Source organism: Kolteria novifilia (genome assembly GCA_007748055.1).
Classification (GTDB): domain Bacteria; phylum Planctomycetota; class Planctomycetia; order Kolteriales; family Kolteriaceae; genus Kolteria; species Kolteria novifilia.
In genome coordinates this window covers 2,174,715-2,192,146 of the sequence record CP036279.1, presented here as the reverse complement: position 1 = coordinate 2,192,146, position 17,432 = coordinate 2,174,715, and the positions used below count along the sequence as shown (strand labels likewise).

Annotated in this window: 12 protein-coding genes; 6 read left to right on the top strand and 6 right to left on the bottom strand. The window is 62.4% G+C overall.

Annotated elements, in window-relative coordinates; all coding sequences use genetic code 11:
• The first annotated feature begins 6 nt into the window (after positions 1–6).
• Both Pan216_RS08080 and Pan216_RS08075 read left to right on the top strand, forming a co-directional pair.
• Positions 7–1,587, top strand: a complete 1,581-nt coding sequence (locus Pan216_RS08080) for a dicarboxylate/amino acid:cation symporter (RefSeq protein WP_419193395.1) — start codon at positions 7–9, stop codon at positions 1,585–1,587.
• Positions 1,588–1,776: 189 nt separating this feature from the next.
• On the top strand, positions 1,777–3,630 hold the full coding sequence (locus tag Pan216_RS08075) for a M28 family peptidase (RefSeq protein ID WP_145257293.1): 1,854 nt from the start codon (positions 1,777–1,779) through the stop codon (positions 3,628–3,630).
• Positions 3,631–3,655: 25 nt separating this feature from the next.
• On the opposite strand, the gene Pan216_RS08070 is transcribed toward Pan216_RS08075, so the two are convergent.
• Entirely contained in the window at positions 3,656–4,648 is a 993-nt protein-coding gene (locus Pan216_RS08070; RefSeq protein ID WP_419193394.1) for a YndJ family protein, read from the bottom strand.
• A gap of 402 nt (positions 4,649–5,050) precedes the next feature.
• Positions 5,051–5,239 carry a hypothetical protein gene (locus tag Pan216_RS08065; protein ID WP_145257288.1) on the bottom strand — a complete coding sequence of 63 codons (189 nt, stop codon included), beginning with the start codon at positions 5,237–5,239 and terminating at the stop codon, positions 5,051–5,053.
• Positions 5,240–5,683: 444 nt separating this feature from the next.
• On the opposite strand from Pan216_RS08065, the gene Pan216_RS08060 reads away from it, so the two are divergent.
• Positions 5,684–5,890, top strand: coding sequence for a hypothetical protein (locus Pan216_RS08060; protein WP_145257285.1), 207 nt, complete (start codon positions 5,684–5,686; stop codon positions 5,888–5,890).
• Between the two features lie 57 nt (positions 5,891–5,947).
• Entirely contained in the window at positions 5,948–6,142 is a 195-nt protein-coding gene (locus tag Pan216_RS08055; RefSeq protein WP_145257282.1) for a hypothetical protein, read from the top strand.
• 275 nt (positions 6,143–6,417) lie between these two features.
• On the opposite strand, the gene Pan216_RS08050 is transcribed toward Pan216_RS08055, so the two are convergent.
• Positions 6,418–7,587: an AraC family transcriptional regulator gene (locus Pan216_RS08050; RefSeq protein ID WP_145257279.1), complete on the bottom strand. Its 1,170-nt coding sequence runs from the start codon at positions 7,585–7,587 to the stop codon at positions 6,418–6,420.
• Positions 7,588–7,917: 330 nt separating this feature from the next.
• On the opposite strand from Pan216_RS08050, the gene Pan216_RS08045 reads away from it, so the two are divergent.
• A complete protein-coding gene (locus Pan216_RS08045; RefSeq protein ID WP_419193393.1) occupies positions 7,918–11,304 on the top strand; it encodes a PSD1 and planctomycete cytochrome C domain-containing protein in 3,387 nt (1,128 codons plus the stop codon).
• Between the two features lie 25 nt (positions 11,305–11,329).
• Entirely contained in the window at positions 11,330–12,748 is a 1,419-nt protein-coding gene (locus Pan216_RS08040) for a DUF1501 domain-containing protein (protein WP_145257276.1), read from the top strand.
• A 20-nt stretch (positions 12,749–12,768) separates the two neighbouring features.
• Here the strand turns inward: Pan216_RS08040 and Pan216_RS08035 are convergent, their stop codons facing one another.
• From Pan216_RS08035 to Pan216_RS08025, 3 genes are all read right to left on the bottom strand, one after another.
• Positions 12,769–13,980 carry a S1C family serine protease gene (locus tag Pan216_RS08035; RefSeq protein ID WP_145257273.1) on the bottom strand — a complete coding sequence of 404 codons (1,212 nt, stop codon included), beginning with the start codon at positions 13,978–13,980 and terminating at the stop codon, positions 12,769–12,771.
• Between the two features lie 197 nt (positions 13,981–14,177).
• Positions 14,178–15,851, bottom strand: a complete 1,674-nt coding sequence (locus tag Pan216_RS08030) for a hypothetical protein (RefSeq protein ID WP_145257270.1) — start codon at positions 15,849–15,851, stop codon at positions 14,178–14,180.
• A gap of 16 nt (positions 15,852–15,867) precedes the next feature.
• Positions 15,868–17,403 carry a hypothetical protein gene (locus Pan216_RS08025; protein ID WP_145257267.1) on the bottom strand — a complete coding sequence of 512 codons (1,536 nt, stop codon included), beginning with the start codon at positions 17,401–17,403 and terminating at the stop codon, positions 15,868–15,870.
• Between the last annotated feature and the right edge of the window lie 29 nt (positions 17,404–17,432).

Sequence of the window (17,432 nt, the reverse complement as noted above, 5' to 3'; positions counted from 1 at the left end):
ACGCCGGTGACCAGTGCGATGCCCAACGAGTCAGCCCAACAAGAGAAGAGCGGTGGCGAAGGTCTCGGTGGACTGATCGCGATCATCGTCGGCATCGTGCTCGGCGTCCTCCTCGGAGGCTTCTACGGCCGGCAGATGTGGATGGCCCTCAACGGGCCGCACGAGCGGGTGGAGCGGTTGGAAGCGACCGCCGCCCAGAAGGCGCTCTTCGCCGAACGGGCCGACAAAGCCGCCGCCGAAGCGCGTGCCAAGGGCGACAACGCCGCCGCCGACCGCGACGAAGCGAAGGCCAAACGCTACCGAGACGCGATTCCCAAAATCAACAACGAGCGCGAGCGCATCGTGAAGCTCGCCAACGACGCCGACGCCCAGATGAAGGCCGGCCAACTCGGGTTGGCTTACTCGCTGGGCGTCTTCACCTCCTTCGTCGGCGACATCTTCCTGCGCATGCTCAAGGGAATCGTCATCCCGCTCGTCTTCACGAGCATGATCTGCGGCATCACCTCCCTTGGCGACATCCGCCGGGTCGGGAAAATCGGCATCGGGACCGTCGCCTACTACATGCTGACGACCGCGGTCGCGGTCTTCATCGGCATCCTCCTCGTCCAGATGATTCAACCCGGCGTCGGCGCCGACGATACCTTCGCGTACGTCAGCAAGAACATCGAAGCCAAGGAACGCTCTTCCGCCGTCGACACCCTTCTCGCCGTCTTTCGGGGACGACCGGGCGAACCCGGTAGCGGGATGTTCCCGGAGAACATCTTCCTGGCGGCGACGGAAACGAACGTTCTGGCGCTAATCGTCTTCGCCCTCGTCTTCGGCGGTGCCGTCACGACGCTGGGGGTCCGCGCGCAGCCCGTGGTCGACTTCTTCAACGTCGTCAACGACGCGGTCATGAAGATCGTTCACTTGATCATGTACTTCGCCCCTGTCGGGATCTTCGGGCTTGTCGCGGCCAACATCGCCAAGGAAGGCGGAGGACGCGAATTCCTCGGCCAACTCAGCTTGCTCGGCTTCTATGTCATGACGGTGATCATCGCGCTGGGAATCCACTCCGGGTTTCTGTTCAGCTTGATCGTCTTCGTCGCGCGGCGTCGACCGATCCAGTACACCCTCGGTGTCTTGCGAGCACTGCTGACGGCGGTCAGCACCTCGAGTTCCTCCGCCACGCTGCCGATCACGCTTGAGTGCGTGGAGGAGAACAACAAGGTCTCCAACCAGGCGGCGAGTTTCGTGCTCCCGCTCGGCGCCACGATCAACATGGATGGGACGGCTCTCTATGAAGCGGTCGCCGTCATCTTCATCGCGCAGTCCCAAGGCATCAGCCTGGGGGGAGCGGAGCTATTCATCATCTTCCTCACCGCGACGTTGGCGGCGGTCGGCGCCGCCGGCATCCCGCAAGCGGGCTTGGTCACGATGGTCATCGTCCTGACGGCGGTCGACCTGCCGATGGCGGGCATCGGAACGATCTTGGCCGTCGATTGGTTTCTCGATCGTCTGCGAACGACCGTCAATGTCTACGGCGACGCCACCGGGGCCGCGGTCATCGACCGGCTCTTCGTCGCTGGAGCCTCTACGAAGTCCTGAATGGGAGAGGTCGTCTCCGCCCGCGAACGGCAAACGCCAAGCATCCCACGCTAGCTCTTGACCTTCTGGTCCACGCTGTCAACGATAGAAGGAAAAGTAGGCACTCCTCGACGAGCATCACTCCGCCAGCCGAACGATGGCCTCAACTTCACGGACCGGACATACCAGCGTATTTGAGGAGATCCTGCGTTGACACGATTGGTTCGCCCCCACCTTGTCGCCCTCGGCTTGATCCTCACGCTCTGTGGTGGCATCTCCCTCGGCCTCGATGCCCTGACGATCAACAAGCGAATCAAGAGCGACGTCGAGTATCTCGCCTCCGACGAGCTCGAGGGCCGCGGCCTCAGCACCAAGGGAATCGAGAAGGCGGCGGGATTCATTCGCGACCAGTTCAAGCAACTTGGCCTCGCCAGCGGCACCTCCGATGGCAGCTATTTCCAGTACTTCGACGTCTGGCTCTCGAGCCGTCTGCTCAAAGACAAGACGTCCATGCGAATCACGGGGCCCAAGGATAGCGTCGAAAAGTTGACCCTCGGCGAGGACTACCAGCCGCTGGCTTATGGTGGCAACGGTACCTTCGACGCCCCCATCGTCTTCGCGGGCTACGGCATCACCTCCGAAGAGCACGGCTACGACGACTACAAGGATCTCGACGTCGAGGGAAAGGTCGTCCTCGTCATCCGGCGCGAACCGCAACAGACCGACCCCGAGAGCGTCTTCGACGGCGACGAGTTGACCGAGCACGCCTCGATCCTCACGAAGATGCGCAATGCGCACGGCCGGCGCGCCGCCGCCCTTCTCCTAGTAAGCGACCCGACCACCACTCCCGACGTCGACGACGACTCGCTCGTCCCCGTCGACTATCTCGGCTTCAAGAGCCCGCTGAGCATGCCGATGGCCCAGATCAGCCGAAAGACCGTCGAAAAGCTCCTCGCCCAAACTCCGCTGAAGGGGCTCAAGGAGGTCGAGAAGGCGATCGACAAGGATCTCAAGCCGCGAAGTGTGCCACTGACGGGTTTGGGAGCCGAGGGAAGCTTCGCGTTCGAGCGGGTCAAGGCACGCGTTCCGAATGTCATCGGTGTCCTCGAGGGCAAAGGCCCCAAGGCGGACGAGACGATCGTCGTCGGCGCCCACTTCGATCACCTCGGCTACGGTGGCATGGGCTCGCTCGCCCCCAAGAAGACTCGCGAGATCCACAACGGCGCCGACGACAACGCGTCGGGAACCGCTTGCCTGATCGAGCTGGCCCGCGCGACCGCCCAACGGGGTGTTCCGCCGCGACGCGTCGTCTTCATCGCCTTCTGCGGTGAGGAACGAGGGCTTCTCGGAAGTCGGCACTACACCAAGAAGGACCCGATCTTCTCTCTCGACGGCACCGTCGCGATGATGAATTTCGACATGGTCGGCCGACTGGACGAAGACAAACTGACCGTCTTCGGCACCGGTAGCGCCAAGCAGTTCGACGAGATGGTCGAGCGACTCAACGGCCCACGCAAGTTCTCGCTCAAAAAGATCACGGGCGGCACCGGCGCCAGCGACCACACGAGCTTCTACGTCGCTGGCATCCCCGTGCTGCACTTCTTCACCGGCTCGCACCGCGACTATCATCGTCCAAGCGACGACGCCGACAAGATCAACGTCGTGGGCATTCGCCGCATCGCCGACTACGCCGACGCGATCCTCCAGGAACTGCTCGAGATGAAGGAGCGTCCCGAGTACGTCAAGCTCAAGGACGAGGATCCCCACGCGGGAATGGACATCTCCTCCACCGGGCCACGCCCCTATCTCGGCACCCTGCCCGACTACGAGGATGAAGTCGACGGCTGCCTGCTCAACGGTGTCCAGCCGGGATCCCCCGCTCAGAAGGCGGGGCTGAAGGAAGGCGACATCATCACCGCCATCGACGGCAAGCCGGTTCACACTGTCCGCGAGTATGCCACGAGGCTCTACCGGTGCAAGCCCGGCGCCACCGTCACCATCACCATCAAGCGAGGTGAGGAGAAGAAAGACCTCGAGGTGAAACTCGGAAGTCGCGGGGGCTGAGCGCCCGATCGACTCGCCCCCATTCTTAATCCATCTCCCCCAACGCATCGTCGTCGCTCGGATCCGCTTCGAGGAGTCGCCTTCGGGGGAACAGATTCCAACCGACACATCCCGCCAGTCCGAACCCAAAGGCGTTCACGGTTCCGTGCAGCGCCCTCATCCAAGGGATGTCGAGCCCCGGCCACCAGCCGAAGCATCGGCCGCCGTAGGCGAACGCCAACGCCATGCTGAACGTCAACGAGAGAGAGACAAACCCAAACATCAGGCGAACGAATCCCGGCAGCTCATCCCACATCGCGAGTCGAAGATGCAAAAGCGCCACCAGAAGCCCGGCCCCCGCTAGCGCCGCGGCGGCGAGGAACTCGAATTGAACCGGGAGGCCGACTTGCGTCGCGGTGATGCCGATCGCCACGAGCGGAACGCCCACCACCACGCCGATCGCGGTCACGTCGGCGAGACGACCACCGACCAAGAGCGCCGCCCGCCCCGCGAAGATCGGCAGCAAAAATCCCGCGTAGTGAAAGTGAATCGCGGTCAACAAGACGATGACCGGCTCGAAATCGAGCGGCCGCGCTCCCAACCGCGAGAGCATCAGCCACCCCGCCCCGACCACGAGAAAGACCCAGCCGACGTCCTGCGCCAGGACGCCCCACGGCTGCGGCCAGCCTCGAACCCAAATGCGGCGGGCTCCCAGCAAGAGCATGAATCCGGTCATCGCCAGCCAGGGTAGCGTCAGAAAGGCACCGATCCCCTCGGGCAGCCAAAACGCGATCAGCAGCAACAGCGCCGCGGGAAATTGCATCGCGACCACGAGCCCGAAAAGCCTCTTGGGTCTCGGCTGATCCTCGACCTCCACGAAGAGTCGCAGCGCCAAGGGAACGAGCACCAGAGGCGAGAACAACAGAAGCTCCACCGCCCATGCCGTCTCGAACAGGGAAGCTCTCGTCCGCAAGGCGTCGGCTCCCCAGAACGTCGCTCCCAAGAGCGCGAAGAGTAGTCCCAGATCCTTTGAGCGCATGTTCCCTAGCATCCCCTATCCCGACCCGCGTCTCGCCATCGCGTCTCACTCACTCGAGTCCGTGTTGACAAGAGCAGAACCAGAACGACAAACTCCAAGTTGTGAGTGCGCCGCCAGCAATCTGGTGTTCCTAGTCAGAAAAGAAAGCCCGTCACCTCTCGGACCAAGATCACGTTTTCAAACCGGAGTCACAATTGCCGCTTTCCCGCGATGATAGGCAGTCTCATTTCGAGACGTTCATGGTTCTTTTGTAGGGATGGGAATGGAAAGCTTCCGGTATTGGGATGAATGGGCTCTGGAGGGATGAGAGCGAACGGGAGGATGGTCGTCTTCTCCCCACGCGTCTCGCCGGTGTGAGGAGAAGGAATCGTGTCCGGAGGTGCCCGGACACGTCCGTCGCGACTAGATGCGTTTGGCCGCGGTATCCATCATGAACTGCCAACAGCGGGCAATTCGGCCGTGGAGCTGCCACGCATGTCCGTTCCAGTGAAAGAGAAAGGTATGTCCGTCACGCTCCGCCCAACAACGGTCCTCGACGATGCTACACGCGGTGTAACCCTCGACGCAAAACTCCGGGAATGAGGCGTTCAACGTCCTGCTCCTTCAATTCGCCGGCGTCACTCCCTTCAAGCGTCGCTGGCGGCTGTTGTCAACAAGTCCTGGGAACACGTCTCTCCATCGCCGACAAGAGTCGATTGGCCAATTCATGGTGCCGATGCGTGTGATTCAGACGTCGTCGTCGATGTTGGTTGCCTGCTCATGACAAAGTCCGATCAACTCGTCAACACAACTAAGTGTCGGTCGAACAGGCATTGCTCCAAGAGTCAAAGCAATCACCGTGCCATCGAAAGCGTTTTCAATCAGGTGGATGTTTGACGATTGCAACCCTGGCGAGGCATCTCCGCGAAGAGGAAAGCCGCTTGGCTCGGCAAAGAGTGAATCTCGAGGCCGTTCGCGGACGATATTTCCTCCGCGTTCGCATCGAACGGAATGGAGTCCGATGAGTCCCGAGGCCGACCACAGGTAGCGTGAACCATGAGCCATCCTCGACTTCCCAACGGGACGCGCGTCCGCATCAAACGCAAGAGCGGCGTCGTCGTTCGCTCGATGCCAAGTATCTTTCCTGGCGAGGAGTGGGAATACGCGATCGACTTTGGCGACATTGTCGCGATCTACGGGGAAACCGAGATCCGGCCGATCGCCGTGCCGGCCTTCGTATCGCAAACGCGACGGGTGGCTTGACGCACTTTAGACGATGACGCGGGTCATCCGCCCCGTGGCGGTAACGAAAGGATCACCATGTCCAAGGACTACTTGATCTGGCAATGGCAGCAAGACGCCGAACGACGCGAGATGCTCGCCGACCAAGCCATCGCCAACGGACAATTCAAGCTCGCCGAGCTGTACAAGCTCCAGGCACAAGCGCGCCGTCGAGCCATCGCGGTCAACTCGGGGGACGCGCAAGCCATTCGCGAACTCAAGCGGGCCGCTTAGTCAGTCGCGCCGCGAAAATGATTGCCACGTGACATCAACCTCCCCCACGCCCCCCGAGTTTCGCGCTCGGATGGTGGGCAAGCGTGCCACCATGTCGGTCACCGCCAACCTCTCCCATCTGGCGAGAACCAGTCTCCGACTCAGCCTCGGGGTACCGCTGGCTGCTTGTCGGCCAGTGCCGAAGGGTTGGGGCTCCACCAATTCGCACATTCCGTTGGAACGGAGCAATCGCTAAATTCCTCCAACCGACGCTCGGCAATGAACGACGATCGCCCTCACGTTCCCTCTTCCCTCGTCCGTTGACGGCACTCCCCGGGCGTCTCGCAATAGCGACGCTTGAAAGCGGTCCCCATGTACTCGCCGCTGGAGAACCCCGTCTGTCGCGCGATCGTTTGCAGGCTCGCGTCGGTTTCGATCAGTAGCCGCTGGACCCGCTCCAACCGGACTCGCACGATCTCGTCCTTGAGCGAGTGTCCCACGACGCGCCGAAATCGCTCGGTGAGGGCTTGGCGACTCTCTCCCACTTCCCGAACGACGTCACTCGCGTTGATCCCTTCACAGGCATGATCGTGGATGAGCCGAATCGCGCGAGCAACGCCAAGATCCTCGATGGCGAAGATGTCGGTCGAACGCCTCACCACCACGCCCCGAGGCGAAACCAAACGGAGCTGGCGCGGCGCCTTCGCCCCGCGCATCAGCCGGTCCAAGAGTTCCGCGGCTTGAAAGCCGATCGCTTCGGCGTCGCACGCGACACTCGACAAGGGCGGTTCCGTCAAGTCGCAGATGAGCGGATCGTTGTCAACGCCCAGAATCGCGACCTCGCGCGGCACGCGAAGGCCCGCGTCGCGGCAGGCGTTGATCAGTTGTTGCCCCCGAAGGTCGTTGGCCGCGAGGATCCCCGTCGAATGAGGCAACGTCCGCACCCAAGCGACCAGCTCCTCATGGACGCGGTTGCCGTATGACTCCCGAACCACCAACGGAGGCGGCTCCTCGCTGGGCACTGTCAGGCAGGAGAAACCTCGCTCCTCGAGAAGCTGACGAAAGTTCCGCTCCCGCGTGTCGGACCAGTTCGCCCCCTTGACGCCCGCGAAGGCGAAGTGACGAAAACCACGCTCGACGAGATGCTCGACGGCGAGCCGTGCCACCTCGCGATCATCGGTATCGATCTGCGGCAGGTCGAGAGGATAGCGGCATCGCACATCGATGACCGGGATTGTTTGGCGAAGCAGCACCTCCCTCATCGTCGGCGTCTCGATGCGAGCGATGATCCCCTCGCCATCCCAGTCCTGAATCCAGTCCGGGAAGTCCTCGTGAATGCCACGATCGCGAAAGAAGCTGATCCAACCGGGACTCCGCTCGCGCATGAAGCGAGTGATCCCCGCGAGGAGGGCTCGGCCATATTCTCGCGAGGACTCGATCAACAGCGCGACGCGAGGCTGCCCCATGTTCACCACACCGACGGGAAGAGGTATCCGTTGCTGGAGTCTAAGGGGGCTTGGGGGAAGGTGTCAAATAGGCTTAACTGATGCGTGTTTCCAACGCATTTCGCAGTCGATCGCGACCACAATCGAATAGTCGGGCTTCCTCAATGACGTTAGAATAAACCAAGGTGCTGACCAGTTGCGGCGCTCTCGTGGCCAGATCCTTTCCGGGAACGGCCATCACGAGTTCCATGGCTGACTTTCGGATGGGAGGACTCCGACTGGGACTCACCCCGTCCCCGCCCTGCCTTGCCCACCCGCCTTCCGACTCCCTGCACGAAGGGGTGCTACAGCATGTTCGACGCGGTCCCATTCGTCCTCGTTCTCGCCACCATGACGGCCGAGGCCGAAAGCGCGAAGCCGACAGCCCAACAACTCGAGTTCTTCGAGAACAAGATCCGCCCAGTCCTCGCCGAGCACTGCTACTCGTGCCACGCCGCCAGTGCCAATCCCCTGCAAGCGAGTCTTTACCTCGACCGCCGATCGGGACACCTGCGAGGCGGCGACTGCGGCCCGGCCATCGTTCCCGGCAAGCCCGAGGAGAGCAACCTGATCCTCGCGATTCGCTATGACGGCGACTTCCTCGACATGCCGCCGAAGGGAAAACTTCCCGCCTCGGCCATCGCCGACCTGACCCGCTGGGTGGAGATGGGGGCTCCCTGGCCCGAGGAAAAAGGTTCCAACGAGAAGATCGCCAAGGAAGAGTTCGACGTCGCGACCCGCAAAGCGGCGCACTGGGCGTGGTCCACGCCTTCGTTGCCAGCGCTTCCGAAGACCAAGGACACGGACTGGATTCGCGACGACCTTGACGCGTTCGTTCTCCAGCGACTCGAGGACGCGGGTCTCGAACCCGCCCCGCGAGCCGACCGTCGCACCCTCATCCGACGGCTGAGTTTCGACCTCATTGGCTTGCCCCCGACTTCGGAGGACGTCAAGGCCTTCGACTCCGATCCGGATCCGGATGCTTACGCCAAGCTCGTCGAGCGTCTGTTGAGCTCACCTCACTTCGGTGAGCGCTGGGGACGCCACTGGCTCGATCTCGTTCGCTACGCCGAGACACGTGGGCACGAGTGGGATCACCCCGTCGCCAACGCCTACCAGTACCGCGACTACGTCATCCGGGCCTTCAACGCGGATGTGCCCTACGACCAGTTTGTCAAGGAACACATCGCGGGCGACCTGTTGGAACGGCCGCGACGAAACCCCACCCGAGGGTTCAACGAGTCGATCCTTGGGACCGGTTTCTGGTTTCTCGGCGAATGGGTCCACTCGCCGGTCGACATTCGTCAGGACGAGACCGACCGCTTCGACAACATGATCGACGTGATGTCGAAGACCTTCCTCGGCATGACCGTCGCGTGCGCTCGCTGCCACGACCACAAGTTCGACGCCATTTCGGCGGAGGACTACTACTCCTTGGCGGGCTTCCTGCAGAGTTCGAGCTACCGGCAGGTCCGCTTTGAAACGATGGATCACCATCGGCAACTTGCCGAGGAGTTGGCGGCCCTTCGCGAGCAGTCCGAACGCCCGCTCGCCAATGCCATCACCAAGGCAGCCGCCCCGCAACTCGATCGCCTCGCGGACTACCTGTTGGCCGCTCGGCGGCGGATTCGTCCATCAGCCGATGATGCCGGTCTCGAAGGTGGCTCCGAGGCCGGGCTCGATCCCTCACTCATCAACCAATGGGTCGCGCACCTCCGCCACGCGAAGAAGGATCCAAGCGATCCATTTCACGCCTGGTCGCTGCTGGCCCATCACACGCCCGCCGACGCGAAGCGACGCCTGGAAAAGTTCGTCGCTCGGATCGAACACGCAACCAACCAATCGCAACAATGGCTCGATCGCTCCCGTTCCATCGTCGACTACGCCGCCCCCGACAAGGCCGACTGGCTCGAAGAGGGATACAGCTTCGGCGGCCGACCGCGACGGGTCGGAGAGAGCCGCGTCGGTGAAGATCCCTCGTGGCCGTTCCAAGAAGTCCACGCTGAGGGAGCCGCCGTCTACGATCCGTTCTGGAAACGCCTTCGGCTCGCCAAGGGAACCGAACGCGAATCGGGCAAACCGGGGTCGTGGGTTCAGGCGGGGCGAACGCTGCGAACACCTACCTTCAAACTTCAGGAGGGGCGACTCCACTACCGCGTCCGAGGCGATGGGGTCGTCTTCGCGGTCGTCGACTCCCACCGCATGGTCCAAGGCCCTTTGCACGGGCGTGTCATCAAGACCGTCAAGGCCGGCCCGACCTTTCGTTGGATCGAGCACGACCTGACACCCTACATCGGTCACGGCATCCATCTGGAATTCTCGCCCGCCGATGACAGTTCCGAGTTCGCGGTCGCGATGGTCCGAGAGGGAGACCAGCCGCCACCCGCCGAGTTCTCCACCAACTCCCTCATCGGAGAGATCGTCGAACAGTCGCTGGGGAACCCGCCGACCTCCTTGGCGCGTGCCTACCGACGCACGATGCGCAATGCGGCCCAGCACTTCGCGAGCGGGTTCGCGAACCAGACAACTCGAACCTCGGACTGGTCGGCTCTTGCCGACTGGCTGGTGCGACATCCGGAACTGGTGTCGACGTCAGATGGACGGGACTCGGCTAGAGAGGCGTCGAAGTTTTACTTTCAGAAGACCTCGGCGCTAGCGGATCGCCTCCGACCCGAATCGCACACCGCCCCGGCGATGATGGACGGCAACGGGGTCGAAGAATATGTCCTCATCCGCGGCAATCACAAGACCGTTGGCGACGTCGCCCCACGCCGCTTTCTCGAGGCTCTCGAGGAGATCGGGCAACCGAACATCGCCGGCGGCAGCGGGCGACTCGAGCTGGCCCATCGTATCGTCGATCCGGCGAACCCGCTGGTGGCCCGCGTGATCGTCAATCGACTTTGGGCCCACCTCACCGGACGCGGCCTCGTCCCCTCCGTCGACAACCTCGGCGTTCTGGGAAGTCGGCCCTCCCACCCCCGGATGCTCGACTTCCTGGCGAAACGATTGATCGCCGAGGACTGGTCGCTGAAGCAAGCAATCCGTCACATTGTCCTCTCGAACACGTACCAGATGGCGAGCCGTCCGTCGGACGGGCGTGCCGAGGAACTCGATCCCAAGAACGACCTGCTGCACCGCATGCCCATTCGGCGGCTAGAAGCGGAAGCGATTCGCGACGCGATCCTCACGGTCTCCGGCCGGCTCGATCCAACCCTCTTCGGTCCGAGTGTCGAAGTCCACCTGACCCCGTTCATGCAGGGTCGCGGGCGTCCCAGAACGTCGGGGCCCCTCGACGGGAATGGAAGGCGCAGCATCTACACGAGGATTCGCCGGAACTTCCTGCCCCCCATGCTCACCGTCTTCGACATGCCGATTCCCTACACGACGGTCGGTCGGCGAACGGTCTCGAACGTCCCCGCCCAGGCTCTCACCTTGATGAACGATCCCTTCGTCAGCGAACAAGCCTCCCTATGGGCGGAGCGGGTTCTGGCCACCCCGGATCGTTCCCCGAAGCAACGCGTCGAGCGACTTTACCAGTCCGCCTTTTCCCGTCCCCCAAGCGACAAGGAAACTCGCGCGGCACTCTCATTTCTTGAACAACACGCCGAGAACCCAAATGACGAAGGGACGAACAAGCAGGCGTGGGCGGACCTCTGCCACGTGCTGTTCAACGTGAAAGAATTCATCTTCATCAACTGATCGCCTTCGGACGGAACGACATCTCATGAAACGTTGTCATCGAGACTTTGGGACGCGGTGGAGTCGGCGGGAAGTACTGCGATCCGCGGCGAGCGGTTTCGGCGCGGTCGCATTGGCGGCCCTCTTGGGGGAGGAGTCCGACGCGGCCTCGACCGGCCCGCTCGTCAAGGCTCCGCACTACGCCCCGAAGGTCCGCAACATCATCTTCCTCTACATGGACGGTGGACCATCGCAGGTCGACACGTTCGACCCGAAACCGCTGCTAACCAAGGAACACGGCAAACCCTTCGCCTCCAAGATCGAGCCGACGCAGTTCAACAACATCGGCACGACGATGGCCTCTCCCTGGAAGTTCAACCGGTACGGCGAAAGCGGTATCCCGGTCAGCGACCTCTTTCCCCTCGTCGCCCAATCGGTCGACGACCTCGCGGTCATTCGCTCGATGGTGGCCCCCTTTTCCGAACACACCTCGGCGAACTACTTCCTTCACAGCGGGCTGGGCGTTCAGGGACGTCCCAGCATGGGCGCGTGGGTCGGCTATGGACTCGGCAGCGAGAGCAAGAACCTGCCCGGCTTCATTGTGCTCAATGGCGGGCTGATTCCTCCGGGTGGGCTCGAGAACTTCGGCAGCGGGTTCCTTCCCGCGGCCTACCAAGGATCGCTCTTCCGCCCTTCCAATCCGCCGGTTGCCAACATCCAGCGCCGCGAGAAGAACGTCGCGCGTCAGAACGCGAAGCTCGATCTCATGCGAAAACTCGACGGAGGGGTCCTTGAGCGGTATGGCCAGGTCGACGCCCTGGAGTCGGCGATCCAGAACCACGAGATGGCCGCGCGCATGCAGACCGCGGTTCCGGACCTGATGGAGTTCTCCGGCGAAAGCGATGCCACAAAGAGCCTCTACGGGTTGGATGCCGAGCTACCAACGACGCGCACCTTCGCGATGCAGTGTCTGATCGCCCGCCGCCTGGTCGAGCGTGGGGTTCGCTTCATCGAGTTGACCTGTCCCGCCGTCCGTGCCGACCGCTGGGATCAACACAGCAAACTCAAGGAAGGCCACGACCTCAACGCCCGCACCGTCGACCAACCGATCGCGGGGCTACTCAAGGATCTCAAGGCTCGCGGCTTGTTCGACCAGACACTCGTCGTCTGGGGCGGCGAATTCGGACGAACGCCCTTCGCTCAGGGAAGCAACGGTCGCGATCACAACCCGTTCGGTTTCTCGATCTGGCTCGCGGGAGGTGGGATCAAAGGCGGAACGATCTACGGGCAAACCGACGAGTTCGGTTACAAAGCGATCGAGAACCGCGTCGAGATCCATGATCTGCACGCGACGATGCTGCACCTTCTCGGCATCAATCACGAGAAGCTGACGTTCCGCTTCGGTGGCCGCGACATGCGTCTGACCGACGTGCACGGCCACATCATCAAGGACATTCTGGTGTAGCACGTTCGATGGCGATGCGATCAGTCTCGCAGGTCGCCTTCGTCCTGCAAGGAGACGCGGAGCGGGAGTCGTATGTCGCCGCGTTCCACGACGATCGTCACTTCATCCCCCACCTTGTATTGGTCGAGGATCTCGAAGAGGTCATCGTTCGTTCCGATCTGCTTGTCCTCGATCGCCACGATGATGTCGCCCAGACGGATCTTGCCACTCCTCAAATACTGCGTCGGCTCGAACCCCGCCTTTTCAGCGGCGCTGCCCGGCTCCACGTTGACGATGAGAACACCCGCCGCGATCCCGACGCGACGCGCGATGGCGTCGGTCGCGACCTGGATGCCGATCACCGGCCGGATGACGCGTCCATGCTTGACCAGTTGCGGAACGACTTTGTTGATCATCTGAACGGGCACGGCGAAGCCGACGCCGGAGTAGGCGCCGGAGGGACTCAGGATCGCGGTGTTGATCCCGATGAGACGACCCGAACTGTCGAGCAGCGGACCGCCCGAGTTGCCAGGGTTGATCGCCGCGTCGGTTTGAATCACGGAACGGATCTTGCGTCCCGTTTGCGATCGGATCTCTCGTCCCAAGCCGCTGACCACCCCGGTCGTGAGCGTTTGGTCGAGACCGAATGGGTTGCCAATCGCGTAGACGTGCTGGCCAACCTCGAGTTCGTCGGAGGATCCGATCGGCAACGGCCGGAGCTCTCTGTCCTCAACATCGATATGCAGGACCGCCAGGTCATGATGCTCGGCCACCCCGACAATGGAGGCATCGTGAGTCGATCCATCCTCGAGGGTGACCCTGACGCTGTCGTCGCCGCGCGCCGCCGACTCGATCACGTGGTAGTTCGTGACGAGAAAACCGTTGGCATCCCAGACGAAGCCGCTCCCGGTCCCGTTGGGAATCTCGGTCGCGTTCATGTTCAGCGGCGAGACGCGATGGGACATCGTCGTCACGTAGACGACCGACGGAGCCGCCTCGCGAAAGAGCGCGATCGCCTCGGCTTCGTCATCATCTAGCTCACCCCGCTCGGCGACGAGACGAGGAACCGCGTTGGGATCGCGAACATCGGCCCGCCGGGACTCGACGATCCGACCGACCTGAACGCCCACCGCGAGTATCGCGAGAAGGGCCAACAACTTAATGAGTCGATATCGATCGGGTGACCCGTTCGGCACCCGTCCGTCGCGAGGTGATTCTTCTTCCAGCCAGTCGTACTTTCTGTGCTCTCTCATCGTCAACAACCCATCGAAACGTTCATCACTTTTCGTTCCAAGGAGGGCCGCTCGAATGGGTCGGCACGTGGTACTCGAGCGGCACAGCCCGCAAAGCGGAGGCCTGTCGGTGGGGAGGTATCATCCTCCCGACCTATTATACCAGCTCCCGCCACCAGGCAATTCGCTTCGGCTCGCGCGACCACCTTGAACCGCTTTTAGTCGGCTCGTGAGGATGGTCGGTCATGGCGGATGACGGTTGGGGGCTCGTCATCCTTCGCGGGGATGACGATCCAAACCGCACGATCGGCAAAGTGGCGCATCAGGTCGGCATTGCGCTCGGGACCGAGATCGTGTGCCCACAGGACCTTCGCACCCTCGAGGTCGGCACCGTTGTAGACCCACTCGTCGTTGAGCGGATAGTCCGGCGGATAGCGAACCAGAACGAGATGCTTCCCCGACAGGCCCGAGAGTCGCTTGCGCAGCCCCATCCGCGCCGAGACCCAGTCCCCTGGTGCGCTCAGCCCGTTCGCAAGTTCGAGACAGGGACTCAGCGTCATGAGAAAGAGTAGCAGAACCGCCGTTTTTCTCCACGAGTGCTCGCCCGTGCGAAGCAGAAATAGTCGCCGCAACGAAAGGGCGACCAGAAACGCCAACAGTCCCACCACCGGGGCGAAGTAGTGTGCAAACAGGTAGATGCACTGCAAACAGATCGCCAAGATCCCGGCGATGACAACACCGGCGAAGCGTCCCCAACGCGTCGTCATCCCCAACGGAGAAAGGAGCAACGCCAGGAGCCAGCCGGAGGGGAAGTAGTAGCGTCCCGCCCACGAGAGCTTGTTGCACAGCACTTCCGTATAGCCCTTCCAGGTACGCTGAGAGCGGTAGGCTCCGAGCGTCCAATTCACATGGAAGTCGCGTATTCGCGGGTTGGGATAGTCGGGAATCGGACCGGTGCCTTGGAAGACGAAGATGGGAGCCGCCCCGTAGGTCTCCTCGTGCACCTGGTAGGGCAGCTTCCACATCGAACCGGTCACCGCGCGATGGTAGATCCCCATGGCCCCCGCGCAGACGAATAGCACCGCCGCCGCCGGCAAGGTGATCCTCGCCAATCGACGCCAAGCGAGTCGCGGCGCGGAATGTATCGAGATCGCGAGCGGTACCATCGCCGCCAGGGTCGCGAGAAACCCCTCGAACGGGCGCGTGTTCGCGAGCAAGGCGACACCGACCCCCATCGCGAAACTGTCGAACAACCGCTCTCGCGTTAGCAGCCGTCGCAGAGCTCCGAACAAGAGGGCACCGCCGATCATCGCCGGAGCGCCTCCCCAGTAGGTATTCGACCATCCGAACATCCCATTGGCCGCGAGGTTGGCATGCGTCGTGAAGAGCATCGTCCCGACAAGGGCCCAACGTGGAGGGAGCCAGGCCCACAACATCCAGAGCAACGCGAGCGACGCGATCACATACCCGATCCAAACGCCCACAAGCGTCATCCCAGTCGCCACTCTCCCCAAGGCGAGAAAGAGTCCGGCCGCGGGTGGATACTTCGAGGCGTAGCAACCGCGAAAGAGGATGTGCGGACTTTCGAAGTGTTCGGGAAAGGGACACGGAGGATTGACCAGACGCCCCGAGGCGAACGTTTCCGCCATGAGGAGATACGAGAACTCATCGTGGACTCTGGGAACGGGCCAACGAGCAAGCGCGATCGTCAGACATACCCCGAGGGACGTCAGCGCGACGACCAGCGAGGCGCCAACCGGACGGAGGAGGAATCGCCGCGTCGCCCTTCCCCGCGAGGAGAGCCGTCGATGGGGGACCAGGACAAAGAGGCTCAGTAGACCGGCCCAAAGTCCCCAAGCGATCATCACTTCCATGGGGCCAAGACGCGTCAAACAACACTCCGATCATTCATTGAAGCGACGTCGGTTTCCATGGTGTGTACTCCTTGGTCACCTCGAGTCGGCCGTCGTCCCCCGAAGGAACAACCAGCCACGTCGTCCGGTCGAAGTAGTAGCGCATCAACTCGGCGTTTGGTTCCCTACCCAGATCGTGAGCCCAGAGGACCTTGTCGCCAAAGAGATCTGCTCCGTTGTAAACCCATTCGTCGTCGATGTCGTCGCCCGGACGGTAGCGAACAATCACGAGATGGCGACCGGGCTGGGACTCGAAGTAGCGCCGGCATCGTTCGCGTTCCCAATTGAAGCGATCGCGTTTGTCCGGGCCAAGGGGAAGAACCATTGCCTGCGTCATCATCACGAGGACAATCACGCCGATCGTCACCGCTCGGCCAAGCTTCGACTCGCGAAACGCGACATAGGCTTTGCGAAAGAGGCTCGTGACGAGAAAGAACCACAGCGGAACCAACGGTGCCACGTAGTGAGGGAGAAACCAAGTGCACAACGCACCGACTCCCAACGTTAGCAAGATCGTCGAAGAGGCGAAGAGCGCCCAGCGATTGGTCCACGTGAAGGGAATCAGCGGCACGAGGTAAAACCAAAAGAGAGGGAGATAGAAGCGGTAGATCCAACTCCATTTCCGCTCGAACCCTTCCCAATAACCCTCGAGAGTCTGCTGACGAGTGTACTGTCTGACCGCCCAGAAGTTCTGATACTCGCTCAGTCGAGGGTTCTCGATCTGTTTGGCCGGCTTGGGCGACTGCCACAGAAAAAGGGGAGCGACTCCGTAAATCTCCTCGTGATGCATGTAGGGCATCCGCAGCGCCGAGCCGGTTACCGCGCGGTTGTAGACGCCCATCAAGAGTGCGCCGGCCACGAGGGGCACGCAAGTCGGCAAGACCAGCGTGAGCAGAACGCGCCCAAGAGAGAACCGGTTCGACCCGATCAGCCAGGCCAAAAGCGCCGCCGCCGCGAAGAGTGAGGCGATCAGCCCCTCGAAGGGGCGGGTGTTCGCCATGAGGACGAGCCCGACGCCAAGGAGCATCGAGTCGACGATGCTGGGTCGACGCATGACGCGGCGCATCGCTCCGAAGAGGAGTGCCCCCCCGAGCATCGCGATACTGCCTCCCCAGTAGGTGTTGCTCCAACTGAAGATCGGCGCCGCGGCGATGTGGACATGCGCCGTCGCCAAGAGAGCTCCCACCAACGCCCAGCGGGGCGGGAGCCATGCGCGCAGCATCCAAAGAGTCGCCAACGATGCCAGCGCGAAGCCGAGCCACACTCCCACCAGCGGCACCCCGAACAGCCGCTGACCGATCGCCATGAAGAGGGACGACGCGGGCGGATACTTGCTGGAATAGGTCGGTGAGAAGATGAGGTAAGGACTCTCAAACGCGGCGGGCAAGGGGTGAGTTGGGTTGGTCAGACGACCATGGGCGAAGGTGTCCGAAAGCAACAGATAGGCATGTTCATCGTGAGCGCGCGGGGCGGGCCAATGCCCCAACCCGACGCTAAGACAGATCCCCGTCGCCGTAAACGCGACGAGCAACGACGACCCGACGGGGCGGACTGACCACG